We start from the raw sequence: 20,692 nt of genomic DNA on the forward strand, positions 1-20,692 counted from the left end.
ACCTTCTCAATTACGTCGTTTCTCTATTTACTAACTCTGGTAATAACTCTATATGCTTCACATCTAATTTCTCTTCATTAATCTTTTCATATAATAATTCAAACGCTTTTACTCCAACGTTTTTACTAGAATGCGAAATCGTCGTTATACCCAATATATCTGCCACCTCTTGATCATCACACCCGATAATCGTAATATCCTCTGGAATACGAATTCCTTGTTTTTTTGCTTCTGTAACCATCCCCGCTGCAATATGGTTACAAGATACAAGGAACGCCGTCGGTTTTACTGACATATGAGCCCATTCTCTAATTACATTGCGTCCATCTTCCACTGTAAAACAACCCTCAAATTTCCAGGTCTCTAACGGTGTTACGATACTCTGTTGAAGCGAATCTTCATATGCCTTCTTTCGTCTTTGGCTATTAACACTATTACTTCTTCCAATACAATATCCAATATGTGTATGACCGGCATCTATTAAGCTTTTCATCCCAAGTGAAAATACTTTGTAGTAATCGATATGGACACTTGAAATGTATTTTGAATCTATTTCTTCACACATAACAATCGGGCCGAATTTTGTATATTCTTCAAGCTTCTCCTTACTATTTGCCCGAGAACAAATAATAACCCCATCAAGCTTTTTCATTTTTAACATATTTAAAATTTCTAGTTCTCTTTCTTCGCTATAATTCGTCTGGCAAAGCATCATATTATAATTATTCTTTGCTGTCTCTTTTGATATCCCCTCGATAATAGCGCTATAATATTGATCATTTACGTGTGGCAATAAAACGCCAATTACATTCGTTTTTCCTTTCACTAAATGAATTGCATTCACATTTTGCGTGTAATTTAATTCTTCTATAATCGCTAAAATTTCTTTTCGTTTCTGTTCATTTACGTACGGATGATTATTTAGTACACGTGAAACAGTTGAAACAGATACTCCAGCAAGTTCAGCAATCTTTCTTATATTTGTCATCTCATTTTCCCCTTCTCACAAAAATTCTCCCTTGACCTGGTAAGCTTTCCACAATATATCCTTTCCTAGCAAATACATTTAGAAAGGATATACAACTATGCTTCGATTCAAATTAGAATATATATTTTTCATTGGCGGTTTACTCATTCTTGCCATCGGTATTAATATGATGACGACAATTACTTCCTTTGGACTTAGCCCTTATGATTCCTTCTTTATTGCACTATATCAAAATTTTGGCATAAGTATTGGTTTTTGGATTTTCATGATTAACTTTGCTTTTACACTTACCGTACTCTTTTGGAATAAAAAACAAATTACAAGCGGTACAATTGTAACGATGGTTCTTATTTCTCTTTTTGTTGATTGGATTGGTTCCATTACAACTATTATGGACGCTATCCGCTCTCTTCCAAAATATATAACACTTATTTGCGGAAATCTATTCGTTGGAGCTGGAATTGGTCTTTACGTCTCTACAAACCTTTGCGCAGCGCCTCAAGAAGCTTTCGTTTTAACGGTTGCTGAGAAGAAAAAATGGACGTTTAGAAGAACAGAGATTTCATTAGCCTTTTTATTTTTAACGTTAAGCTTTTTATTAGACGGACCTATCTATTTTGGAACAATCATCTTATCCTTTACAACAGGCTGGATTATCCAAGCATTTATTCAAGTTGGTACGCAGATTTTAAATAGAAAAGAGCCTATTAAGCAAGCTGCTTAATAGGCTCTTTCTGTTTTATGGTAAGGATACTACTTAGCATCCCCTTCAATTCGATAGTTCGCTTTCAAACAATCTATTTCTTCATACCCTTGCAACGTATGTAGAATATAATCATAATCAGCAAGAGACGCACGATGCGTTACAATTACAATTTCAGCCTTTCCTTTCTCTTCAAGCGGCATTTGAATAATTTTCTCAAAGCTAACTCCGCGCTCAGAGAACAATGAAGTAATTTTTGCAAATACACCAATTTCGTCTTTTACATGCAGTCTTAAAAACTTTTTCACGACAATTTCGTCTGGCTCTTTTAATACTTTTTGATATTGTGGGACTACAGCACTATTTCCTGTTACCCCTAATCTAATATTTTGCATTACAGCAACTAAATCCGAAACAACAGCTGTCGCTGTTGGTAAACTTCCTGCGCCTGGTCCATAAAACATCGTTTCCCCAACTGCTTCACCGTACACATACACAGCGTTATATTCATTTTGTACTGCCGCAAGAGGATGTGTATTTGGAAGTAAAGTTGGTTCAACTGTAACCTCCAATTTTTCACCATCTCGTTTTGCAAGACCGATTAATTTAATTGTATAACCTAAGCTCTTACTATATTCAATATCTTCCTCTGTAATAGAGGTAATCCCTTTTACTTTCACGTCTCCAAGCTCTACATTTGTAGAGAAACCGAGAGTAGCTAAAATCGTCATTTTTCTTGCTGCATCTAAACCTTCTACATCTGATGTTGGATCTGCTTCTGCAAATCCAAGTTGTTGGGCTTCTTTTAACACGTCGTTATATGCTCTCCCTTCGTCTGACATTTTCGTCAAAATAAAATTTGTCGTTCCATTTACAATTCCCATTACTTTCGTAATAAGATCTGAGGAAAGTCCTTCTACGATACTGCGTAAAATTGGAATTCCCCCTGCCACACTCGCCTCATAGAATAAATCAGCCTTATTATCTTTTGCTGTCGCTAATAATTCAGCTCCATGTAATGCCATTAAATCTTTATTTGCAGTTACAACATGCTTTCCGCTTTTTAAAGCTTGTAAAATATATGATTTTGCATCATCAATGCCACCCATCACTTCAATGACAACATCAATATTTGGATTATCTAAAATTTCATTTGCATCTTGTGTTAATAGAGTAGAAGGTACCTCTACCTCTCTCTCTTTCTCAATGTTTTGCACTAATACTTTCGTTACCTTCACTGGACAACCTACTTGGTGTATGAGTCGTTCTTGATGATCCGTAATAATACGAACCACACCACTGCCAACTGTCCCAAGACCTAATAACCCAACTTGAATTTCTTTCATAGTACTGTCCACCCCTCAAAAATTGTGTTTAGATGAAATTATATGAGTAAAAAATCTGAAAAACAATGTATTTTGAACATTCGGAAAAATACAGGTTAATCTTTACAAGGAAAACGTTGCCACGTGTTACACAATCTTTCTTTACAATATATAAGGGGTTTCTTGATACACGTAATAATTCAACCAATTAGAAAACAATAAATTACCATGACTCCTCCACCTAACAAGCGGCTTTTCATCTGGATTATTATGTTTAAAATAGTTTTTTGGCACATCAATATTTAATCCCTTGTCACGATCTCGTTCGTATTCTTGTTTTAACGTCTCACAACTATATTCGCTATGTCCAAGGGCAAACACTTGCCTTCCTTCTGGCCCAATAACAAGGTGAACACCTGCTTCTTCAGAGTTTGCTAACAATGTTAAGTCTTTCACTCCTCTAATATCATTCTCTCGTACTTCTGTATGACGAGAATGCGGAGCAAAAAACAATTCATCAAATCCTTGTAACAATTTCACATGTTGCTCGCAAACTTCATGTTCAAATACACCGAACATTTTTTCCTTAAGGGGATACTTTGGAACACCATAATGATAGTACAAGCCAGCCTGTGCTCCCCAGCAAATATGGAGCGTAGATGTTACATTCGTTTTTGAATACTCCATAATATGTTTAAGCTCTTCCCAATAATCTACCTCTTCAAAAGCAAGGGTCTCCACTGGCGCTCCTGTAATAATGAGCCCATCAAACTTTTCATTTTCAATATCACGAAACGTTTTATAAAAGCTTGTTAAATGTTCTTGCGTTACATTACGAGATAGATGTGATTCCATATGAAGCAAATGAACATCTAATTGTAACGGTGTGTTTCCAATTAAGCGAAGTAATTGTGCCTCTGTGTCTTGCTTCGTTGGCATTAAATTTAATATAGCAATTTTCAAAGCGCGTATATCTTGTGTTTCCGCTCGCTCCTTCGTCATTACAAAAATATTTTCTTTTTGTAACACTTTGCGAGCCGGTAAATCTTTATCAATTATGATCGGCATGTGTTTTGCCCCCAACTAGAGCTGCTTCCAAATCTGCAATAATATCAGAAACATCTTCTATACCAACTGATAAACGAATTAAATCAGATGTAACACCAGCTAAACGCTGATCTTCAGCATTTAATTGTCTATGCGTCGTACTAGCAGGATGTATAACGCAAGTTCGTGCATCAGCTACGTGTGTTACAAGAGTTGCTAGTTTTACATTTGCGATAAATTCTTTTGCTGCTTCTAATCCGCCTTTAATACCGAAAGTTAAAACACCACTAGCACCTTTTTTCAAGTACTGTTGTGCCAATGAGTAATTTTCATTACTATCTAAGCCCGGATAATTCACCCATTCAATACGTTCATGATTAGCAAGCCACTTAGCAACTGCAAGAGCATTTTCACTATGACGTTCCATTCGTAAATGCAATGTTTCTAAGCCAATATTGCTAATATATGCATTGAATGGGCTCATACAATTTCCATAATCTCTTAATAGCTGAACACGTGCTTTCACAATATACGCTGCTGCACCAAAGTTTTGAACGTAACTTACACCGTGATAACTTGGATCTGGTTCAACAAGTTCAGGATACTTTCCATTTGTCCAATCAAAGTTTCCACCGTCAATTACAATACCGCCTAAGGAGCTCGCATGCCCATCGATATACTTCGTCGTAGAATGAACAATAATATTTGCCCCATGTTCAAACGCCTGGCATAAATAAGGAGTTGCTAATGTATTATCAACGATAAAAGGTACCTCTAATTCTTTAGCAGCAGCTGAAAATTCTTTAAAATTTAAAACATTCATCGCTGGATTTCCTAACGATTCTGCATAGATAAGTTTCGTCTTGTCATTAGCAAGCGCCGTAATTTCATCTGCCGTTAAATTTGGATTAAAGAACGTAACATCAATGCCCAGTTTACGCAAACTCACTCCAAATAAATTAAACGTTCCCCCGTAAACCGTTGAAGAACAAAGTAAATGATCCCCACTACTACAAATATTTAAAACTGCGAGCATAATAGCTGCTTGCCCAGAAGCCGTTGCAACAGCTCCTACACCGCCTTCTAAATCTGATAACTTCTGCTCAAATGCGGCTAGAGTAGGGTTTCCAATACGTGTATAAATATATCCTTCTGCCTCTAAGTTAAATAGGGCTGCTAAATCATCTGAAGTATCGTATTTATATGTTGTACTTTGATAAAGTGGTAAAACACGTGGTTCACCATTTTTTGGCGTATAGCCACCTTGCACACAAATTGTTCCTTTTCCCCATGATTCTCCCATCTCTCATTCTCCTTTCTTTTATACAAAATAAAAAACTGCCCCTTTCCTGAAAACAAGAAAGGAGCAGTTTGAAAACACGCTCTAAAGGCTCTTTCTTATCTCTCAGGATTACTACCTGCAGGATTTGGCACAATTCCGTTATACGGCTGTTGCCAAGGTTTCATCGGGCCTGTCCCTCCACCTTTTCTTGATAAGACTATGCAATTACCGTTGATTTTATAGCAATAATTTCCTAATGTCAAACAGTTTTTCTGAATGTTCTAAAATAAATGTTAACAGTTTCATATAAAGCAACAAAAGAAATATATTCTAGTCTATTTCAAAAAAGACCTTTAAAAACCTCAAATCAGTCTATAAAATTAAATAAGTAATTTAACCTATAAATTCAAATTCCCCTAAAGTTAGCCTATATGTTGAATAGGCCATCTTCTCAAAAAGATACTATATATATTCAATCCATTTTTCACTAGTATATTTCACTTTTTTACCTACTAAGATTTACATAACGGAGGTATAACATGACAAATAAAAAAGATATGCAGTACATACTTGCTCTATATGGCATTCTTCTAGGATCTATAGTAGGAGCTACAGTCTGGTTATTTTTAGTCACAATAAATATTGGAATCCACTTTATTTGGGGATACTTGCCTGAAGTTCTCTCTTTTCCCTCTTATTACACCCTTTGCGTAACAATAATTGGCGGGGTCCTTGTTGGTCTATCACAAAAACATTTCGGTACATACCCACGCCTTATGCCTGAAGTGATGGCTGAATATAAAAAAACTGGTCGAATCGAATATCGCTTTGTCCATCAGGCTACTTTAACAGCGATTATTGTTTTAATTTTCGGTGCTAGTCTTGGTCCAGAAGCCGCACTAGTTGGAATTATAGGCGGACTGTGCACATGGGTAGGGGATCGCTTTAAATTTGCCTTAAAGGGTATGAATGAGCTAACCGAGATCGGAATTGGAGCTACTTTAAGTGTCATTTTTAACGCACCATTATTCGGTTATTTAGCACCAAATGAAAATGAGGGGGAACAAATTGCTGCTTTTTCTAAAGGAAAAAAGGCGATTGTATACTTAGCTACTACTTTCGCAGGTTTTTCTGTTTATTTACTACTGAGTAAACTCGATAATCGTGGATCCTTTATTGTTGATTTCGGGGAAGGTGCACTTTCTTTCAATGAATGGATCGCATTTCTTCCACTTGCTAGTATCGGTGCTATAGTTGGTTTCTTTTATTTCAAGTTAGAATTCACATTAGAGAAGTTAATTCACCCTTTTAGGGAATACAAACTGACACTCGGAATTATCGGTGGTATTTTATTAGGAATTGCGGGAACTTTTCTTCCGTACACATTATTTTCAGGGGAACATCAATTAAAAGAATTAGTTGTTGAATGGAGCCATTTATCTTTTTGGATACTACTTCTTTCAGGGATTTTAAAGTTGTGCATTACTGCCGTTTGTTTGAACACAGGGTGGCGAGGTGGACATATCTTCCCAATTATATTTTCCGGGTCAAGTATCGGATACGCTGTAGCATCTATTCTTCCTATAGATCCAGTAGCATCTGTTGCCATCGTAACGACAGCAATTTCAAGCTATGCGTTACGAAAGCCAATAGCTATAACATTACTATTACTTATGTTTTTCCCGCTTAATTTACTATTGCCCATGCTTGGTGCAGCTGCTATCGGGAATGCCTTTCCGCTGCCAAAACATAACGAAAATAAAAATTAATAAAAATAGGCAGTGGGGATGAAAGCTCCACTGCCTATTTTTTTATTACACATGCTGCTTTAATAACGCTTCTAACTCCTCAAAATTATGCACTTCATATGTCGGTATAATCCCACTATCATTTAATTTCCTTTCTGGATTAAACCAACAAGTATCAATTCCCGCTACATATCCACCTTTCATATCCGCGCTTAATGAATCTCCAATAATCAGCCCTTCTTCAGGTGCAAAGTTAGGAATCCGTTCAAAAACATAATCAAAATACTCTTTCATCGGCTTTTGAAAACCTGTATCTTCCGAAACAAAAACATCTTTAAACAATGAATGTAACCCTGCATTACGCAAACGTTTATCTTGCGTCTTAGAAACACCATTTGTCACTATATACAACTCATACTCCCCTTGAATTTGATTTATAAATTTAAACGCACCTTGCATGAGTTGATTTCCTTCTTCTAAGTAGTTACGGTAATTATTTTCGAATAATATTCCGTCTACTTCTTCTCCATACTCTTTAAACAACAGAGAGAATCGTGTATTTACAACTTCATTGCGTGATAGTTCACCTTTTTCAAAAGCATCCCAAAGACCTTTATTTATTTTTTTATAACGAGCCTCTATCTCGTCTGTTAAAGGGATTCCCTTCTCTTCAAAAAGCACCCGTAAAGCCACTTTTTCAGCCTTTTGGAAATCTAATAATGTATCATCTACATCAAATAGCAATGTTTTATATTTTTTCATAAACTCATCACACTCTCTTTTCCACAAAAACAAATTTACATAAATCGTATCATTCCTTCTTGTAAAGATAATAGGAGATATCTCATACTATACATAGGGGTGAAAATATGAAAATCAGCAAAAATAAGGAAGAAATTTATCAATACATGCAAATCCATCAATTCCATACCCTATTTTCATTTCATGTCTTGCCATATGTAGAGCTACATTCTTTTCAAACGAAAGAGATGATATGTAGCGAAGGAAATACTCTCCCTTATCTCTATTACTTAATTTCTGGGAAGGCAAAAATATATATGAGTCATAAAAACGGGAAGGTTTCATTAATTAATTTTATTCAAGCACCATCTTTTATCGGGGAATTAGGATTAATAGGAGTAGAAAATATTACTAAGTCCGTTGAAGTACTAGAAGATTGTGTGTGTTTGGCACTTCCTCTTAAAGATTGTCAGCAACTTTTATTACAAGATGCAACGTTTTTACAGCACTTATGTAAATTTATTGGAGAAAAGACAATTACTCGCACTGAAAATTACGCAAAAAACTATAGTTATCCTTTTGAAAATCGATTAGCTGCTTTTATTTTATTAACAGAGCAAAATAATTGTTATATAGAAAAGCATACCGAGGCCTCGGAATATTTAAATGTCAGCTACCGTCATCTTTTATATGTATTAAATCAGTTTTGCCAACAAAATTATTTAAGAAAAGAAGGCCGAACATATTATATACAAGATCGAAATACATTAGAAAAACTTGCTGATGAACTAAAAATATAAAAAAACAGCATTAACGTTTACATGTTAATGCTGTTTTTTCGAGTGACGATTATACTTTTAATTAAAATTTACTTGCTACTTTAGCTGCTTCTTCAAGACCTGCAGCAATGATTTCTTCTGCTTTATCTGGGAATTGGTTATGCCCTTCAATAACTACTGTTTCCATGTTTGTTGCGCCGAAGAAGCCCATCATACTTGCTACATATTTAACAGCCATTTCTACCTCAGCTGCTGGACCTTCTGAATATACGCCGCCTCTTGCATTTAATAATGCAATCTTCTTATCTCCGATTAGGCCAACTGGACCCTCTGGCGTATATTTGAACGTTTTACCAGCACGGTTTAAATAATCAATATATGTGTGCAATACTGCTGGAATCGTTAAGTTCCATAATGGGAAGCCGAAAACAACTTTATCAGCTTCTAGGAATTGATTTAAATACTTATCAGCAACTGCTACTGCTTTTGCCTCTTCTTCTGTTAAATCAAATCCTTTACCTACCTTGAATGTACCATTAATCATATCTACGCCTACATATGGTAATTCTTCTTTATATAAATCAAGTTCTACTACTGTATCATTTGGGTGTGCTTCTTTATAGTTTGCTAAAAATGCCTCATATAATTTTACACTAACTGCTTGTTCCGCTGGACGGTTATTTGCTTTAACGAATAAAACTGTTGCCATTATTTATTCCTCCTAGTACTCACTCTTATGTTGTTATATGCTTTCAAAAAAGGTATCCCTTGTAATTGTTGTTTTGTTGCTTACAAACATATTTTATCTTTATATAATGACAATTTCGTCCTCACATAGACGTATTTTTCCATAAAAAAAGTCCACCTTCCAAAGGCGAACTTGGTCTTACGACTTTCGTCTTATACAATTCCATTTTTCACTGCATATAATGCCGCTTGCGTACGATCAGATAAATTCAACTTACTCAAAATGCTACTTACATGCGCCTTAACCGTCTTTTCTGTAATAACTAAAACAGATGCAACTTCCTTATTGCTCATCCCTTTCGCTAATAGCTGCAATACTTCATTTTCTCTCGCTGTTAGCACATCCACTTGAATAGAAGGTTCTTCTTCCTTTTCTTCTACAGGTAATGTTTGAGAGAGAAGAGCATTTGCTATATCCGGATGTAATTGAATATTACCTTTATATGCGCTTCGAATAGCCTCAACAAGCTGATCTGGTTCTACATCTTTTAAAATATACCCACTTGCTCCAGCCCTTAATGCAGGTAACACATGCGCCTGATCAGAAAAGCTAGTTAATACAATTACTTTCACATTTGGATACTCTTTTTTAATATATGCCGTCGCCTCAACACCATCCATTTCAGGCATGTATAAATCCATTAATATAACATCGGGAGTTGTTTCTCCTACTTTCACTAACGCTTCTTTCCCATTATTCGCTTCTCCAACTAACTCTAAATCTTCCTGTGTACTTAAGAAAAATGCTAATCCTTTTAAAACGACTGTATGATCATCAACTAACAATACTTTTATTTTCACAAACTTCCCTCATTTTCACATCATAATGGTACATTTACTTTTACGCTCGTTCGTTTATTACTACTTACAATTTTAATTGTTCCACCAACTAATTCTACTCTTTCACGCATCGTAATCATACCTAGTGATTTCTTTTCTTTTATATTCTTTTCCACAAATCCCTTTCCTTGATCAACTATTTCTAATGATACATTTTTCTCATTCACTGTAAAATAAATCGTCGCTTCTTTTATACCTGCATGCTTACTTACATTGTTCAGTGCTTCTTGGCCTATGCGCCACAAAGCTTCTTCTACTACACGAGGTAAATCACGAACACCCGTAACTTGCTCCCTAATTTTCAGTCCCAAATTTTCACCGTACTGCTTTAGAGCTGGCAATAATCCTTTTTCTAATCCCGCCGGACGAAGCTGCCAAATTAATGTCCTCATTTCTTTCAAAGCTCCTTGCGCAAGTTCACGCATCTCATGCAAAGATTGATCTACCTTTTCATTTTTACCTTTTAAAACTGCCTCGGCGCCTTTTGTCATGAAGGTTAATGAAAATAATTTTTGCGAAACAGAATCATGTAAATCTCTTGCTAACCGATTTCTTTCTTCCATTCGCACAAGTTCACGGCGCTGCTCATTTAGCCTCAAATTCTCTATTATTAACGAAACATGGTTCGATAATGCTTGAATTACGTCTATTGTATTAGCATCAAACTCTCCATTATTCAGGCTAACACATAAAACACCAAATATATGGTTTTGAATATGTATTGGTGTAGCAATAACAGCTCGATTTAGATGTACATTATGTCCTATTTGATGTTTTATTAGAACTGGTTCATCTTGTTCTAACGCCCTCTTGGCCGCCTCTTTTATATCCTCTTTTAACTCTTCCTGAACGTAAGACGCTCGCAGAGATAATTCTTTTTCCTCCCTAATAAAAAGCGCTACTTGATTCCATTGAAATACTTCACCTACGTGATTTACCACTTTTTCAGGTAGTACATTAAACTTATGAATCGTTTTTAAATCTTGAATGAAACGCTCTAATTTCACATAATAATGTGCTCTTCTCTTTTCATTTTCATATAATTTTGTTCGCTTTAAAGCCGTACCAATTTGGAAGGCAACCGATTGGAGTAATACTAATTCTTCTTCTGAAAAATGTGTTTTACCCGGACTTGCAACATTTAACAACCCAAATTTTTCTCCCCCAGCTTTTAAAGGAACCGTAGCATGATGAAGAATGCCCTCCGTATCCCCCCAATTATATTCAATTGCATTATTAATTCTTTTACATTCAATAATATTAACGGCTCTCTCTAATTTTCCATCTACAAAACCTCGTAAACACCAACATTCACCTTCGCACATCGGGCGTTTATTTTCATATGTAAGTGCCTCTGGTAATTGATAATCAATTAACTTCGTATACTTCCCATTTTCATCCGCAAGAAAAATCCATCCTGTCGTTAAACCTGTTACACTTAGTAATTTCTCTAGGACAGCTTGCAATACATGATATGTATCATTTGATGTATTTAATGTTTCTGCAATTTCCTTTAATATAACTAATTCATTTGTACGATTATCTCGAAACATACTCAGTCTCCTGCATACAAGATTTTAAATAGCTCTTAAAATAAATCATCTACTTTTCACTTTGTACTTATTCGTAACATTGATATAATGGTGAGAACATAGTTTTCATTATATCACTCGAGGGGGCTTTCATAATGACATTAAATAAAGCACTTACTATCGCTGGTTCTGACACAAGTGGCGGTGCTGGTATACAAGCAGATTTAAAAACATTCCAAGAACTGGGCGTATACGGAATGACATCTCTTACAACAATCGTAACGATGGATCCACATAACGGTTGGGCACATAACGTATTTCCAATCCCAGCTTCTACATTAAAACCACAATTAGAAACAACAATTGAAGGTGTTGGCGTAGACGCTTTAAAAACAGGTATGCTTGGATCAGTAGAAATTATTGAAATGGTTGCAGAAACAATCGAAAAGCACAATTTCAAAAATGTAGTAGTTGACCCTGTTATGGTATGTAAAGGTGCTGATGAAGCATTACATCCTGAAACGAATGATTGCTTACGTGACGTTCTTGTTCCAAAGGCATTAGTTGTAACACCAAACTTATTTGAAGCTTACCAATTAAGTGGCGTAAAGATTAATTCTCTTGAAGACATGAAAGAAGCAGCGAAAAAGATCCATGCTTTAGGTGCGAAATACGTCCTAATTAAAGGCGGTAGCAAACTTGGTACGGAAACTGCAATCGACGTCCTATATGATGGAGAAACATTCGACCTTCTAGAATCAGAAAAAATTGATACGACAAATACACACGGCGCAGGTTGCACATATTCTGCTGCAATTACAGCAGAACTTGCAAAAGGAAAACCTGTGAAAGAAGCAGTAAAAACTGCTAAAGAATTCATCACAGCTGCTATTCGTTACTCATTCAAAATTAACGAATACGTAGGTCCAACTCACCATGGTGCATATCGTAAATTTGTTGTATCAAAAGAACTTGTCTAATATATAAATAAAAAACACTCACAAAGTTCATACATTGCCTCTGTGAGTGTTTTTTATAAGCTTTATGTCTTCTGGTCATCTTATCTTTAAGATACAGAGCTGACCTTATTTCTACCATTTCGTTTCGAGTAGTATAACGCATCATCTGCCGCTTGAATAAATTGCTCCGGTGATCCTTCATATTCTGAAACCCCCACCGAAACTGTAATTTTTATTTTCGTTTCATCTAACAATTGAAATGAGTGACTTTCAACAGCTGTACGAATTTGCTCGCCCGTAAGAATTCCGTAAGCTAATCCCTTATTCGGTATCAAAAGCGCAAACTCCTCTCCACCCTTTCGAAAAGCCAAATCTGGAAATTGTGAAGTTTCTCGTAAAATACATCCTACTTGTTTTAGCACTTCGTCCCCTGCAGGATGCCCGTACGTATCATTTACATACTTAAAGTGGTCAATATCTATAAGTAGTAAACAAAACGAATCATTTTTCATGTTCTTATTACTAATATGACGATTCATCTCTAAATCAAACTGTCTTACGTTTCCTAAACCTGTCAATGCATCTATCGTTGCGTATTGTTTCATCTTTTGAAATAACTCATTGGATTGTAAAACATAATTTGCACTTATGAATGTTATGTAACCTGTAATAATACTAGAAATTAAATATAATCCCACTATGTGGATCTCTTTAATTAACCATATATATAACGCTGGGATTAGAATAGATAAAATATATGTGTGTAACCATACCCACTTTCCCCCTAAAGAAAGCTTCATGCGCGAAATAAAGATACTCCCTATTCCTATCGCAATGATTGTATAAAAAGCCACTTGAGAAGCTAATGAATAATCCATAAACAACAGCCTAGTTACTAAAATCATACCAATTGTTATGGTACTCGCTATCGGTCCTCCAATAATAACAGCTAGAATAACAGCTAAGTAGCGTAAATCCAATAGAATGGTACCAACACGAACACTGAAATACATTAATACTATACCTAGTATCCCAGTAAAAATGCCTACTACACATTTCTGCCCAAAAGAGAATCCTTCTTTTAACGGCTTATCCCTTAAAAGCTGACCTCCAATAAAAATAAAGGAAAGAATAATTGTTGTATTTACAAATAAGTCCCTTAACATAAAATAATCTCCCTACTTTTCCATCTATCCCCTTCCTCACCTTATTGTATACGAAATACCTTTAATTCCCAAATATTTTGTTTATTTTTGCTGTTCCACGTGAAACAGCAAAAAAATAAAAAGGGCGAAAACTCGCCCTTTTTCATTAACAACAGCGTGATATTTTTCCACCCTTTGCATTAAATCTTGCTTCTTGTGCCTCAGCAAAAAATTGCTTTTGACATACAACCTCTTCTTCAGGATGATGCTTTTTCATATGCTCCACATATACTTCATAACTTGGTACCCCAACGAGCAAACTAATAAAGCGTTTTCTTTCACCCCATACTTGCCACAACTTTTTAAGCATAGTTCCTCGACTCACTTTCATCTCTAGGAATATATGGTGCCTCTTTTAACGGCATTGGCTTATTTCTTAATACTTGGATCCAAATTCGAAGTGCTGAAATTAACACAGCGATTACAACTATCATAAAAATTCCGCAAAGCGCTGCATCGATATAATCATTGAAAATAATTTGCTTCATTTGAGCAACATTTTTTGCTGGCGCTAACACTTTTCCCTCATCTAATGCTCCCTGAAATACCTTTGCATGCGATAGAAATCCAATTTTAGGATTTTCATGAAATAGCTTTTGATATCCCGCCGTCATCGTTACAATCAGCAACCCGACAGTTGGAATAAGTGTTACCCAAACGTACGCCTTTTTTCTCATTTTGAACAAAATTGTCGTTCCAAGTAATAATGCAATACCTGCTAGCATTTGATTTGCAATACCGAAAAGTGGCCATAATGTATTAATTCCACCGAGCGGATCTATTACCCCTTGGTATAAGAAATATCCCCACCCTAATACACATAATGTTGTAGCGATTACATTCGCTAATGTAGAATCCGTTTTCCCAAATGGCTTATATACATGCCCTAAAATATCTTGAATCATAAATCGGCCGACACGCGTTCCGGCATCAATTGTTGTTAAAATGAATAGAGCTTCAAAGAGAATCGCAAAATGATACCAAAATGCCATCATGGCCGTTCCACCTATTACTTGTGAGAAAATATATGCCATACCTATCGCTAATGTTGGCGCACCACCTGTACGTGATAAAATTGTTTGCTCTCCAACATTTACAGCGAGATCTTTTAGTTCATTTGGTGTAATAGCAAATCCCCATGAGGAAATAACTTGAGCTGCCTGCGAAACATCTGTACCGATAAGTGCTGCGGGACTATTAATTGCAAAATACGTTCCCGGTGTTAATACACAAGCCGCAATCATCGCCATCGCTGCTACAAACGACTCCATTAACATTGCTCCATAACCGATTGGCTGTGCGTGTCCCTCTTGCTCGATCATCTTCGGCGTCGTACCTGATGAAACGAGAGCATGGAATCCAGACACTGCACCACAAGCAATAGTAATAAATAAGAACGGGAATAAGTTTCCAGAAAACACAGGACCAGTTCCATCAATAAATTTCGAAACTGCTGGCATTTGTAAATCTGGTGCTACAATTAAGATACCGATTGCTAACCCTACAATTGTTCCGACTTTTAAAAATGTACTTAAATAATCACGTGGTGCTAAAAGCATCCAAACTGGTAATGCCGATGCGATAAATCCATATACAATAAGCATAATAGCAATTGTTTCACCACTAAATGTGAACATACTTGCAAGTGTTGGATTTTCTGCTACATACTGTCCTCCAACAAGAGATAAAATAAGTAGGATAATACCAATTACTGATCCTTCTCCAACACGACCAGGCCTAATATAGCGCATATAAACTCCCATTAAAATAGCGATAGGAATCGTTGCTGCTATCGTAAACATTCCCCAAGGACTTCCGATTAGTGCCTTTACTACGACTAACGCTAATACTGCTAATAAAATAATCATAATTCCTAAAATACCTATCATTGCAATTAGTCCTGTAACAGGTCCAATCTCATCCTTAATCATTTCTCCTAACGATTTACCATTACGTCTCATCGAAGCAAATAAAATGACAAAATCTTGGACAGCCCCCGCAACAACTACCCCAACAATAATCCAAATGGTTCCTGGTAAATATCCCATTTGTGCTGCTAAAATCGGTCCTACTAAAGGTCCCGCCCCAGCAATCGCTGCAAAGTGATGTCCAAACAATACCCACTTATTTGTTGGAACATAGTCTTTCCCATCGTTTAATGTATGGGCTGGTGTTTGCCGATTATCATCTAAATTAAAAACCTTTCTCGCTATAAATCTACTATAAAAGCGATAAGCAACTGCATATACACATACGGCAGCTACTAAGAGCCATACAGCATTAATGGTTTCACCTTGTGATAAAGCTACTACCCCAAAAGCACCTGCTCCTACTGCTGTAATAATGCCCCAAAGTAAGATCGATTTCAATGTCTTCACATACAATTCCCCCAATACTATTTCTTAGTGGAGATTGTACTAAATTTTCTGAATATTTAACTTGAATCCTCCCTATCATGAAGGATTTTTAGTTTATCATGTTAAAATACTCTCATTACCTACTATAATTCAATGTTATTTCGAAGGCGTTTTACATAATTACGACTGACTGGAATCGGTTGCTCATCATACCTATCTAAATACAAATTATACGTGCCATTATAATAAGGTTTCAGTTCTTTTACATATGACATATTAATTAAATAGCTTTTATGTACACGTAAAAAATCATATGCATTTAGCTTATTTTCTAATTCCTGAAGTGTATATGTTGAAATATACTGATTATTCGTTGTGTAAATTGAAACAGTTTTATTTTCTTTATTTTTACTTACATATACAATATCTTCTGGGAGAATATATCGTATACCCTCTTGACTTTCTATCGGTAGTTTCCGCAAATAACTCTTTGCTTTCTCACCTTGTTCTTTACCTATTTTATATAAAAGAAATTGTAAATCTTCTTCACGAAATGGTCGCAATAAATAATAAAATGCTTGGAAACGAAAAGCTGTAATAGATTCTTCTATGTTTTCACCTACAAAAATAAATTTTGTATAGCAATTTATTTCTCGTAATAAACTTGCATATTCAAAACCAGTACCATCTAGTAATTTGGAACTTAAAAAAACAAAGTCTGGTATATGTTTTTTCATCATAAATAAAGATTCTGTTCCTGTCTTTGCTTCAAAACATTCTACATTTCTCATATTTTCAGTGAAATTTTCAGCTAACTCTCTTCTCTCTTCTGCCTCTTCCATAATCAGTAAAATTTTCATTTCTTCAACCACCTAATTCTTTGTCCATATGTCCTGTTGTATACATTCGCTTTTATAAGAAATAATCCCTTTTTCTTACTATACCATTATTTATCTAAAAAAACAGAAAAAAGGAAACCACTTCGGTTTCCTCTCCCCTTTTATCCCGCACTAACTGCCTATAAAGATCCGAGTAGTGTAGGATAATAAACGGTCAGGGATACGTTTAAATTTTCACTTTATACTAATTCTCGTTGCTTCGTTTCCTGTCCAAGTATTATTACAGCGAATACACCAATTAAAATTGATCCACAAAAAATCGTAAATATTAATGATAGTGACGCTTCTGAGGCAACTAAATATCCCACTAATAGTGGCCCAAGAATACCACCAATACGACCAAATGCCGCTGCCATTCCTGCACCTGTACCACGAATAACCGTTGGATACTGCTCAGGTGTATAGGCGTATAATGCTCCCCAAGCACCTAAGTTAAAGAAGGATAGTAACATACCTGCCACGATTAATACTGTTAATGAATCCGCAACCCCAAACAAATAAGCACTGCAAGCTGTCCCGATTAAATACGTAACCAAAACAAATTTACGACCGAGACGTTCAATAAACCAAGCAGCTGTGAAATATCCTGGAAGTTGAGCTAATGTCATAATAAGTACGTATTGGAAACTTTTTATTAAACTAAATCCTTTTAGCACCATTACACTCGGTAACCAAAGGAACATTCCATAATAGGAAAAAACAACACAAAACCATAGAATCCATAGCATAATTGTTGCTTTACGATATTCCCCAGACCAAACTGATTTTATATTTTCAATAACAGATGGCCTTTTTTCAACTTTTTGGAACCTTGGGGAATCCGGTAAATTCCATCTTAAATATAAAGCATATAATGCTGGAACTGCACTCAATACCATCGCAACTTCCCAACCATATTTAGGAATAACAAAATACGAGATAAGAGCTGCAATTAGCCATCCACCTGCCCAAAAACTTTCTAATAACACAACAATTTTCCCACGTTCATGCGCTTCAACACTCTCTGATACTAGTGTAGAGGCAACCGGAAGCTCTCCGCCAAGCCCCATACCAATTAAAAAGCGTAAAACGAGAAACATCGCAAGTGTTGTTGTTAATGCAGTTAAACCACTACCGATAGAAAATAATAATAATGTAATAATAAAGACTGATTTTCGCCCTATTTTATCTGATAGTATCCCAAAAATAAGCGCTCCTACTGCCATACCGATTGAGTTAATACTGCCTATCCAGCCCATTTCTTGCGTACTTAATCCCCAATCCTTTTGCAAGGCTACCATTACAAATGAAAGCATTCCAACATCCATTGCATCAAATAGCCATCCAAGCCCAGCTATACCTAGTAGTTTGCGCTTCGAAATTTCTTTAACCTTGCCCACTAGAAGTCCTCCTCACACAGGTGTCTTTACACATCATTTTACATGTGTGAATTGTATAAGTAAAATACTTTTGTGTAAAAAATTCTCCTTCATCATTCCCAAAAAGTAAAACGTCTATCCCGATTGGTGAGAGCTAATAATCTGTGGGGATGCCTCACTGATTAAAGTTTCAATTTATTAAAAATGAACAAATAAAAAAAGCAGCGATATTTCGCTACTTTTTCGAACGCATTACTTCTTTTAAAAATTCCGCTAATACTAACTGACGACGCCAGCGTGTTGGATTACTGCATAATCTATAAAACCACTCTAAATGAATTGCTTGAATCCATTTTGGTGCACGTTTTACCTCTCCAGCCCATACGTCTAAACTTCCACCTACTCCAACAGCCATTTTCGTTTCTAAACGATGCTTATTGTTTTGTATAAAGTTCTCTTGTCTCGGGAAACCAAGTGCAACAAGTAATAAATCTGGTTTTGCTTCTTGAATGCGAGAAATAATATTCTCTTCGTCTTCTTGTTTAAAATAACCATCTTGTATACCGGCGATGGATACAGCTGAATATGTCTTTGTTAAATGATCTGCTGCAGCTTGTACAACATGCGGCTTTGCACCTAATAAGAAAACAGATACCGGCTTACTATCTTCTGATAACTTCGCAAGTAAATTACACATTAAATCAAAACCTGCTACACGTTCTTTTAAAGGTGTACCAAGCATCCCGCTTGCCTTTACAACCCCAATACCATCAGGTGTAATTAAATCTGTATTCAATAATGTTTGATAGAACTTTTCATCCTTTTTTGCGCACATAACAATTTCAGGGTTTGCTGTTACTACCTGAAACGTATGAGTTCGCTCCGCTTCTAGTTGTTCTTTTAAATATTGGACCGTTTCATCCATTGTCATTGTAGAAAAAGGAACCCCTAGAATATCAACTGTTTGTACTGCCATAGTTAACTATCCTCTCTATCATTACAAGTTTTTCGCTATTAATTGCTTATATGTTTCCTTTGTATCTTCATATAGTTTTTGAAGTGAGAAGTTCATAGTAGCATGCTCATAAATATGTTTACCCATTGCTGCTAACTCTCCAGTTTTCCACTTATCATACGCTTCTTCTAAAGCTAATGCTAATGCCTTTCCATCACCTGTTGGTACAATCCATCCGTAAGTTTCATCTACGATTAATGGTTCAATTTCTCCAGCCCTAGTCACAATTGATGGTACGCGTTGATTTGCCGCTTCTAATAAAACTAGTGGGAACCCTTCACTATGGGAAGTTAATAAATTTACATGTGACGACGCAAATAATTGTTTTACATCTTGACGATGTCCTAAAAACTCTACTTTATCGTTAATCCCTTTTTCAGTAGCTAATGACTTTAGATTTTCTTCTAATGGGCCATCGCCAACTAATAATACTTTAATTTTCTCTAATTTTGTTTGTTGTAACGCATCGAATAAAACTTCATGTCCTTTGACAGGATGTAATCGTGCTACTTGGATTGCCGTAAATACATCTTCATCAATATTGAACATTTCTTTTTTATTATAGCCTTCTGCTTTTTCCTTATCGTATTCAATTCCATTATAAATAACATGCATCTTTTCATTTGAAATACCTAATGCTGCCAGGCTTTTTTTCAATCTATTTGTTACAACGAAAAATAAGTCTATATTTTTTAAGGCTTTCAAATTTAATTTCGTAAAAATCCAACCTTTTAAGCCCTGTTTAGTAAAGTCTTGAAATGGATCACTATGAATAGTCGTTACCCATTTTGCCTTTATTCTCTTTTTCATTAAAGAAACATAGAAATTAGCCCTAGGGCCATGTGTATGAACTACATCAAATTTTTCTTTATTAATAAATTCACTTATATTCTTTAAAATGGATAAATCATAGCGCGATTTTTGTGAAAACACATGGACTTTTATCCCTAACTCCCTTGCTTCCTTCGCAACAATTCCATCTTCAAATACTGCTAATTCTACTTCACCAGTTGGAAACTGATCGAGAAGTGAAATAATATGTGTTTTCCCTCCCCCATCTTCTGCTCCTGCATTCATATGCAATATTTTCATATTTTTTCCTCCTTTAAATCCTCGCTACGTTTCCATCTATTTTTATTTTACTGTACTAAAAAATAAAAGCTAACA

The 20,692-nt window shown here is 35.7% G+C and carries 19 protein-coding genes and 1 riboswitch; of the genes, 4 read left to right on the forward strand and 15 right to left on the reverse strand.

The features are described 5' to 3' along the window. Nucleotides 1–10: 10 nt before the first annotated feature. Nucleotides 11–988 (reverse strand): LacI family DNA-binding transcriptional regulator, encoded by a 978-nt coding sequence (locus AB6801_RS25270; protein ID WP_000181969.1) that lies wholly within the window; start codon nucleotides 986–988, stop codon nucleotides 11–13. Between the two features lie 97 nt (nucleotides 989–1,085). Here AB6801_RS25270 and AB6801_RS25275 point away from each other — a divergent pair, with 97 nt between their 5' ends. Further along, on the forward strand, nucleotides 1,086–1,712 hold the full coding sequence (locus tag AB6801_RS25275; protein WP_097999222.1) for a YczE/YyaS/YitT family protein: 627 nt from the start codon (nucleotides 1,086–1,088) through the stop codon (nucleotides 1,710–1,712). A gap of 29 nt (nucleotides 1,713–1,741) precedes the next feature. Here the strand turns inward: AB6801_RS25275 and AB6801_RS25280 are convergent, their stop codons facing one another. The 3 genes from AB6801_RS25280 to AB6801_RS25290 form a co-directional block, all read right to left on the reverse strand. Then, complete coding sequence (locus tag AB6801_RS25280) at nucleotides 1,742–3,037, reverse strand: homoserine dehydrogenase (RefSeq protein ID WP_000659109.1); 1,296 nt, start codon at nucleotides 3,035–3,037, stop codon at nucleotides 1,742–1,744. A 141-nt stretch (nucleotides 3,038–3,178) separates the two neighbouring features. Further along, entirely contained in the window at nucleotides 3,179–4,084 is a 906-nt protein-coding gene (gene metA / locus AB6801_RS25285; RefSeq protein WP_001121538.1) for a homoserine O-acetyltransferase MetA, read from the reverse strand. Then, on the reverse strand, nucleotides 4,068–5,366 hold the full coding sequence (locus AB6801_RS25290; protein ID WP_000504780.1) for a bifunctional O-acetylhomoserine aminocarboxypropyltransferase/cysteine synthase: 1,299 nt from the start codon (nucleotides 5,364–5,366) through the stop codon (nucleotides 4,068–4,070). The genes metA and AB6801_RS25290 overlap by 17 nt, the downstream gene beginning before the upstream one ends. A 92-nt stretch (nucleotides 5,367–5,458) precedes the next feature. Next, nucleotides 5,459–5,563: riboswitch (SAM riboswitch) on the reverse strand. A 321-nt stretch (nucleotides 5,564–5,884) separates the two neighbouring features. Here AB6801_RS25290 and AB6801_RS25295 point away from each other — a divergent pair. Beyond that, nucleotides 5,885–7,114, forward strand: coding sequence for a chloride channel protein (locus tag AB6801_RS25295; protein WP_000182464.1), 1,230 nt, complete (start codon nucleotides 5,885–5,887; stop codon nucleotides 7,112–7,114). 45 nt (nucleotides 7,115–7,159) lie between these two features. Here the strand turns inward: AB6801_RS25295 and AB6801_RS25300 are convergent, their stop codons facing one another. Then, the gene (locus AB6801_RS25300; RefSeq protein ID WP_000760190.1) at nucleotides 7,160–7,855 is read right to left on the reverse strand and encodes a YjjG family noncanonical pyrimidine nucleotidase; all 696 of its coding nucleotides are present in this window, start codon (nucleotides 7,853–7,855) and stop codon (nucleotides 7,160–7,162) included. A gap of 107 nt (nucleotides 7,856–7,962) precedes the next feature. Between AB6801_RS25300 and AB6801_RS25305 the strand changes: the two genes are divergently transcribed. Further along, nucleotides 7,963–8,634, forward strand: coding sequence for a transcriptional regulator YeiL (locus tag AB6801_RS25305; RefSeq protein ID WP_000703332.1), 672 nt, complete (start codon nucleotides 7,963–7,965; stop codon nucleotides 8,632–8,634). Between the two features lie 61 nt (nucleotides 8,635–8,695). On the opposite strand, the gene AB6801_RS25310 is transcribed toward AB6801_RS25305, so the two are convergent. The 3 genes from AB6801_RS25310 to AB6801_RS25320 all read right to left on the reverse strand — a co-directional run bounded on the left by AB6801_RS25310 (nucleotide 8,696) and on the right by AB6801_RS25320 (nucleotide 11,753). Beyond that, complete coding sequence (locus AB6801_RS25310; RefSeq protein ID WP_000246735.1) at nucleotides 8,696–9,322, reverse strand: FMN-dependent NADH-azoreductase; 627 nt, start codon at nucleotides 9,320–9,322, stop codon at nucleotides 8,696–8,698. Between the two features lie 191 nt (nucleotides 9,323–9,513). After that, nucleotides 9,514–10,161, reverse strand: a complete 648-nt coding sequence (locus AB6801_RS25315; RefSeq protein WP_000695813.1) for a response regulator — start codon at nucleotides 10,159–10,161, stop codon at nucleotides 9,514–9,516. Nucleotides 10,162–10,181: 20 nt separating this feature from the next. Further along, nucleotides 10,182–11,753: a GAF domain-containing sensor histidine kinase gene (locus AB6801_RS25320; RefSeq protein WP_000488129.1), complete on the reverse strand. Its 1,572-nt coding sequence runs from the start codon at nucleotides 11,751–11,753 to the stop codon at nucleotides 10,182–10,184. A gap of 134 nt (nucleotides 11,754–11,887) precedes the next feature. Here AB6801_RS25320 and pdxK point away from each other — a divergent pair, with 134 nt between their 5' ends. Beyond that, nucleotides 11,888–12,712 carry a pyridoxine/pyridoxal/pyridoxamine kinase gene (pdxK, locus tag AB6801_RS25325; protein WP_000174252.1) on the forward strand — a complete coding sequence of 275 codons (825 nt, stop codon included), beginning with the start codon at nucleotides 11,888–11,890 and terminating at the stop codon, nucleotides 12,710–12,712. A gap of 86 nt (nucleotides 12,713–12,798) precedes the next feature. Here pdxK and AB6801_RS25330 read toward each other — a convergent pair whose 3' ends face one another. The 7 genes from AB6801_RS25330 to AB6801_RS25360 form a co-directional block, all read right to left on the reverse strand. Then, nucleotides 12,799–13,857 (reverse strand): GGDEF domain-containing protein, encoded by a 1,059-nt coding sequence (locus AB6801_RS25330; RefSeq protein ID WP_000942901.1) that lies wholly within the window; start codon nucleotides 13,855–13,857, stop codon nucleotides 12,799–12,801. A gap of 145 nt (nucleotides 13,858–14,002) precedes the next feature. After that, a complete protein-coding gene (locus AB6801_RS25335; RefSeq protein ID WP_000914504.1) occupies nucleotides 14,003–14,206 on the reverse strand; it encodes a YbdD/YjiX family protein in 204 nt (67 codons plus the stop codon). Next, nucleotides 14,199–16,274 (reverse strand): carbon starvation protein CstA, encoded by a 2,076-nt coding sequence (gene cstA, locus AB6801_RS25340; RefSeq protein WP_097999223.1) that lies wholly within the window; start codon nucleotides 16,272–16,274, stop codon nucleotides 14,199–14,201. Before cstA ends, AB6801_RS25335 begins: the two co-directional genes overlap by 8 nt. Before the next feature lie 122 nt (nucleotides 16,275–16,396). Beyond that, the gene (locus AB6801_RS25345) at nucleotides 16,397–17,113 is read right to left on the reverse strand and encodes a LytR/AlgR family response regulator transcription factor (protein WP_000698256.1); all 717 of its coding nucleotides are present in this window, start codon (nucleotides 17,111–17,113) and stop codon (nucleotides 16,397–16,399) included. 218 nt (nucleotides 17,114–17,331) lie between these two features. Further along, on the reverse strand, nucleotides 17,332–18,531 hold the full coding sequence (locus AB6801_RS25350; RefSeq protein WP_000521077.1) for an MFS transporter: 1,200 nt from the start codon (nucleotides 18,529–18,531) through the stop codon (nucleotides 17,332–17,334). 214 nt (nucleotides 18,532–18,745) lie between these two features. Then, entirely contained in the window at nucleotides 18,746–19,486 is a 741-nt protein-coding gene (locus AB6801_RS25355) for a WecB/TagA/CpsF family glycosyltransferase (RefSeq protein WP_000290748.1), read from the reverse strand. A gap of 21 nt (nucleotides 19,487–19,507) precedes the next feature. Further along, nucleotides 19,508–20,617: a glycosyltransferase family 4 protein gene (locus AB6801_RS25360; RefSeq protein WP_000697464.1), complete on the reverse strand. Its 1,110-nt coding sequence runs from the start codon at nucleotides 20,615–20,617 to the stop codon at nucleotides 19,508–19,510. Nucleotides 20,618–20,692 lie beyond the last annotated feature (75 nt).

The sequence above is a fragment of the Bacillus sp. RCC_6_1 genome, from assembly GCF_041360755.1.
Lineage (GTDB): Bacteria > Bacillota > Bacilli > Bacillales > Bacillaceae_G > Bacillus_A > Bacillus_A cereus.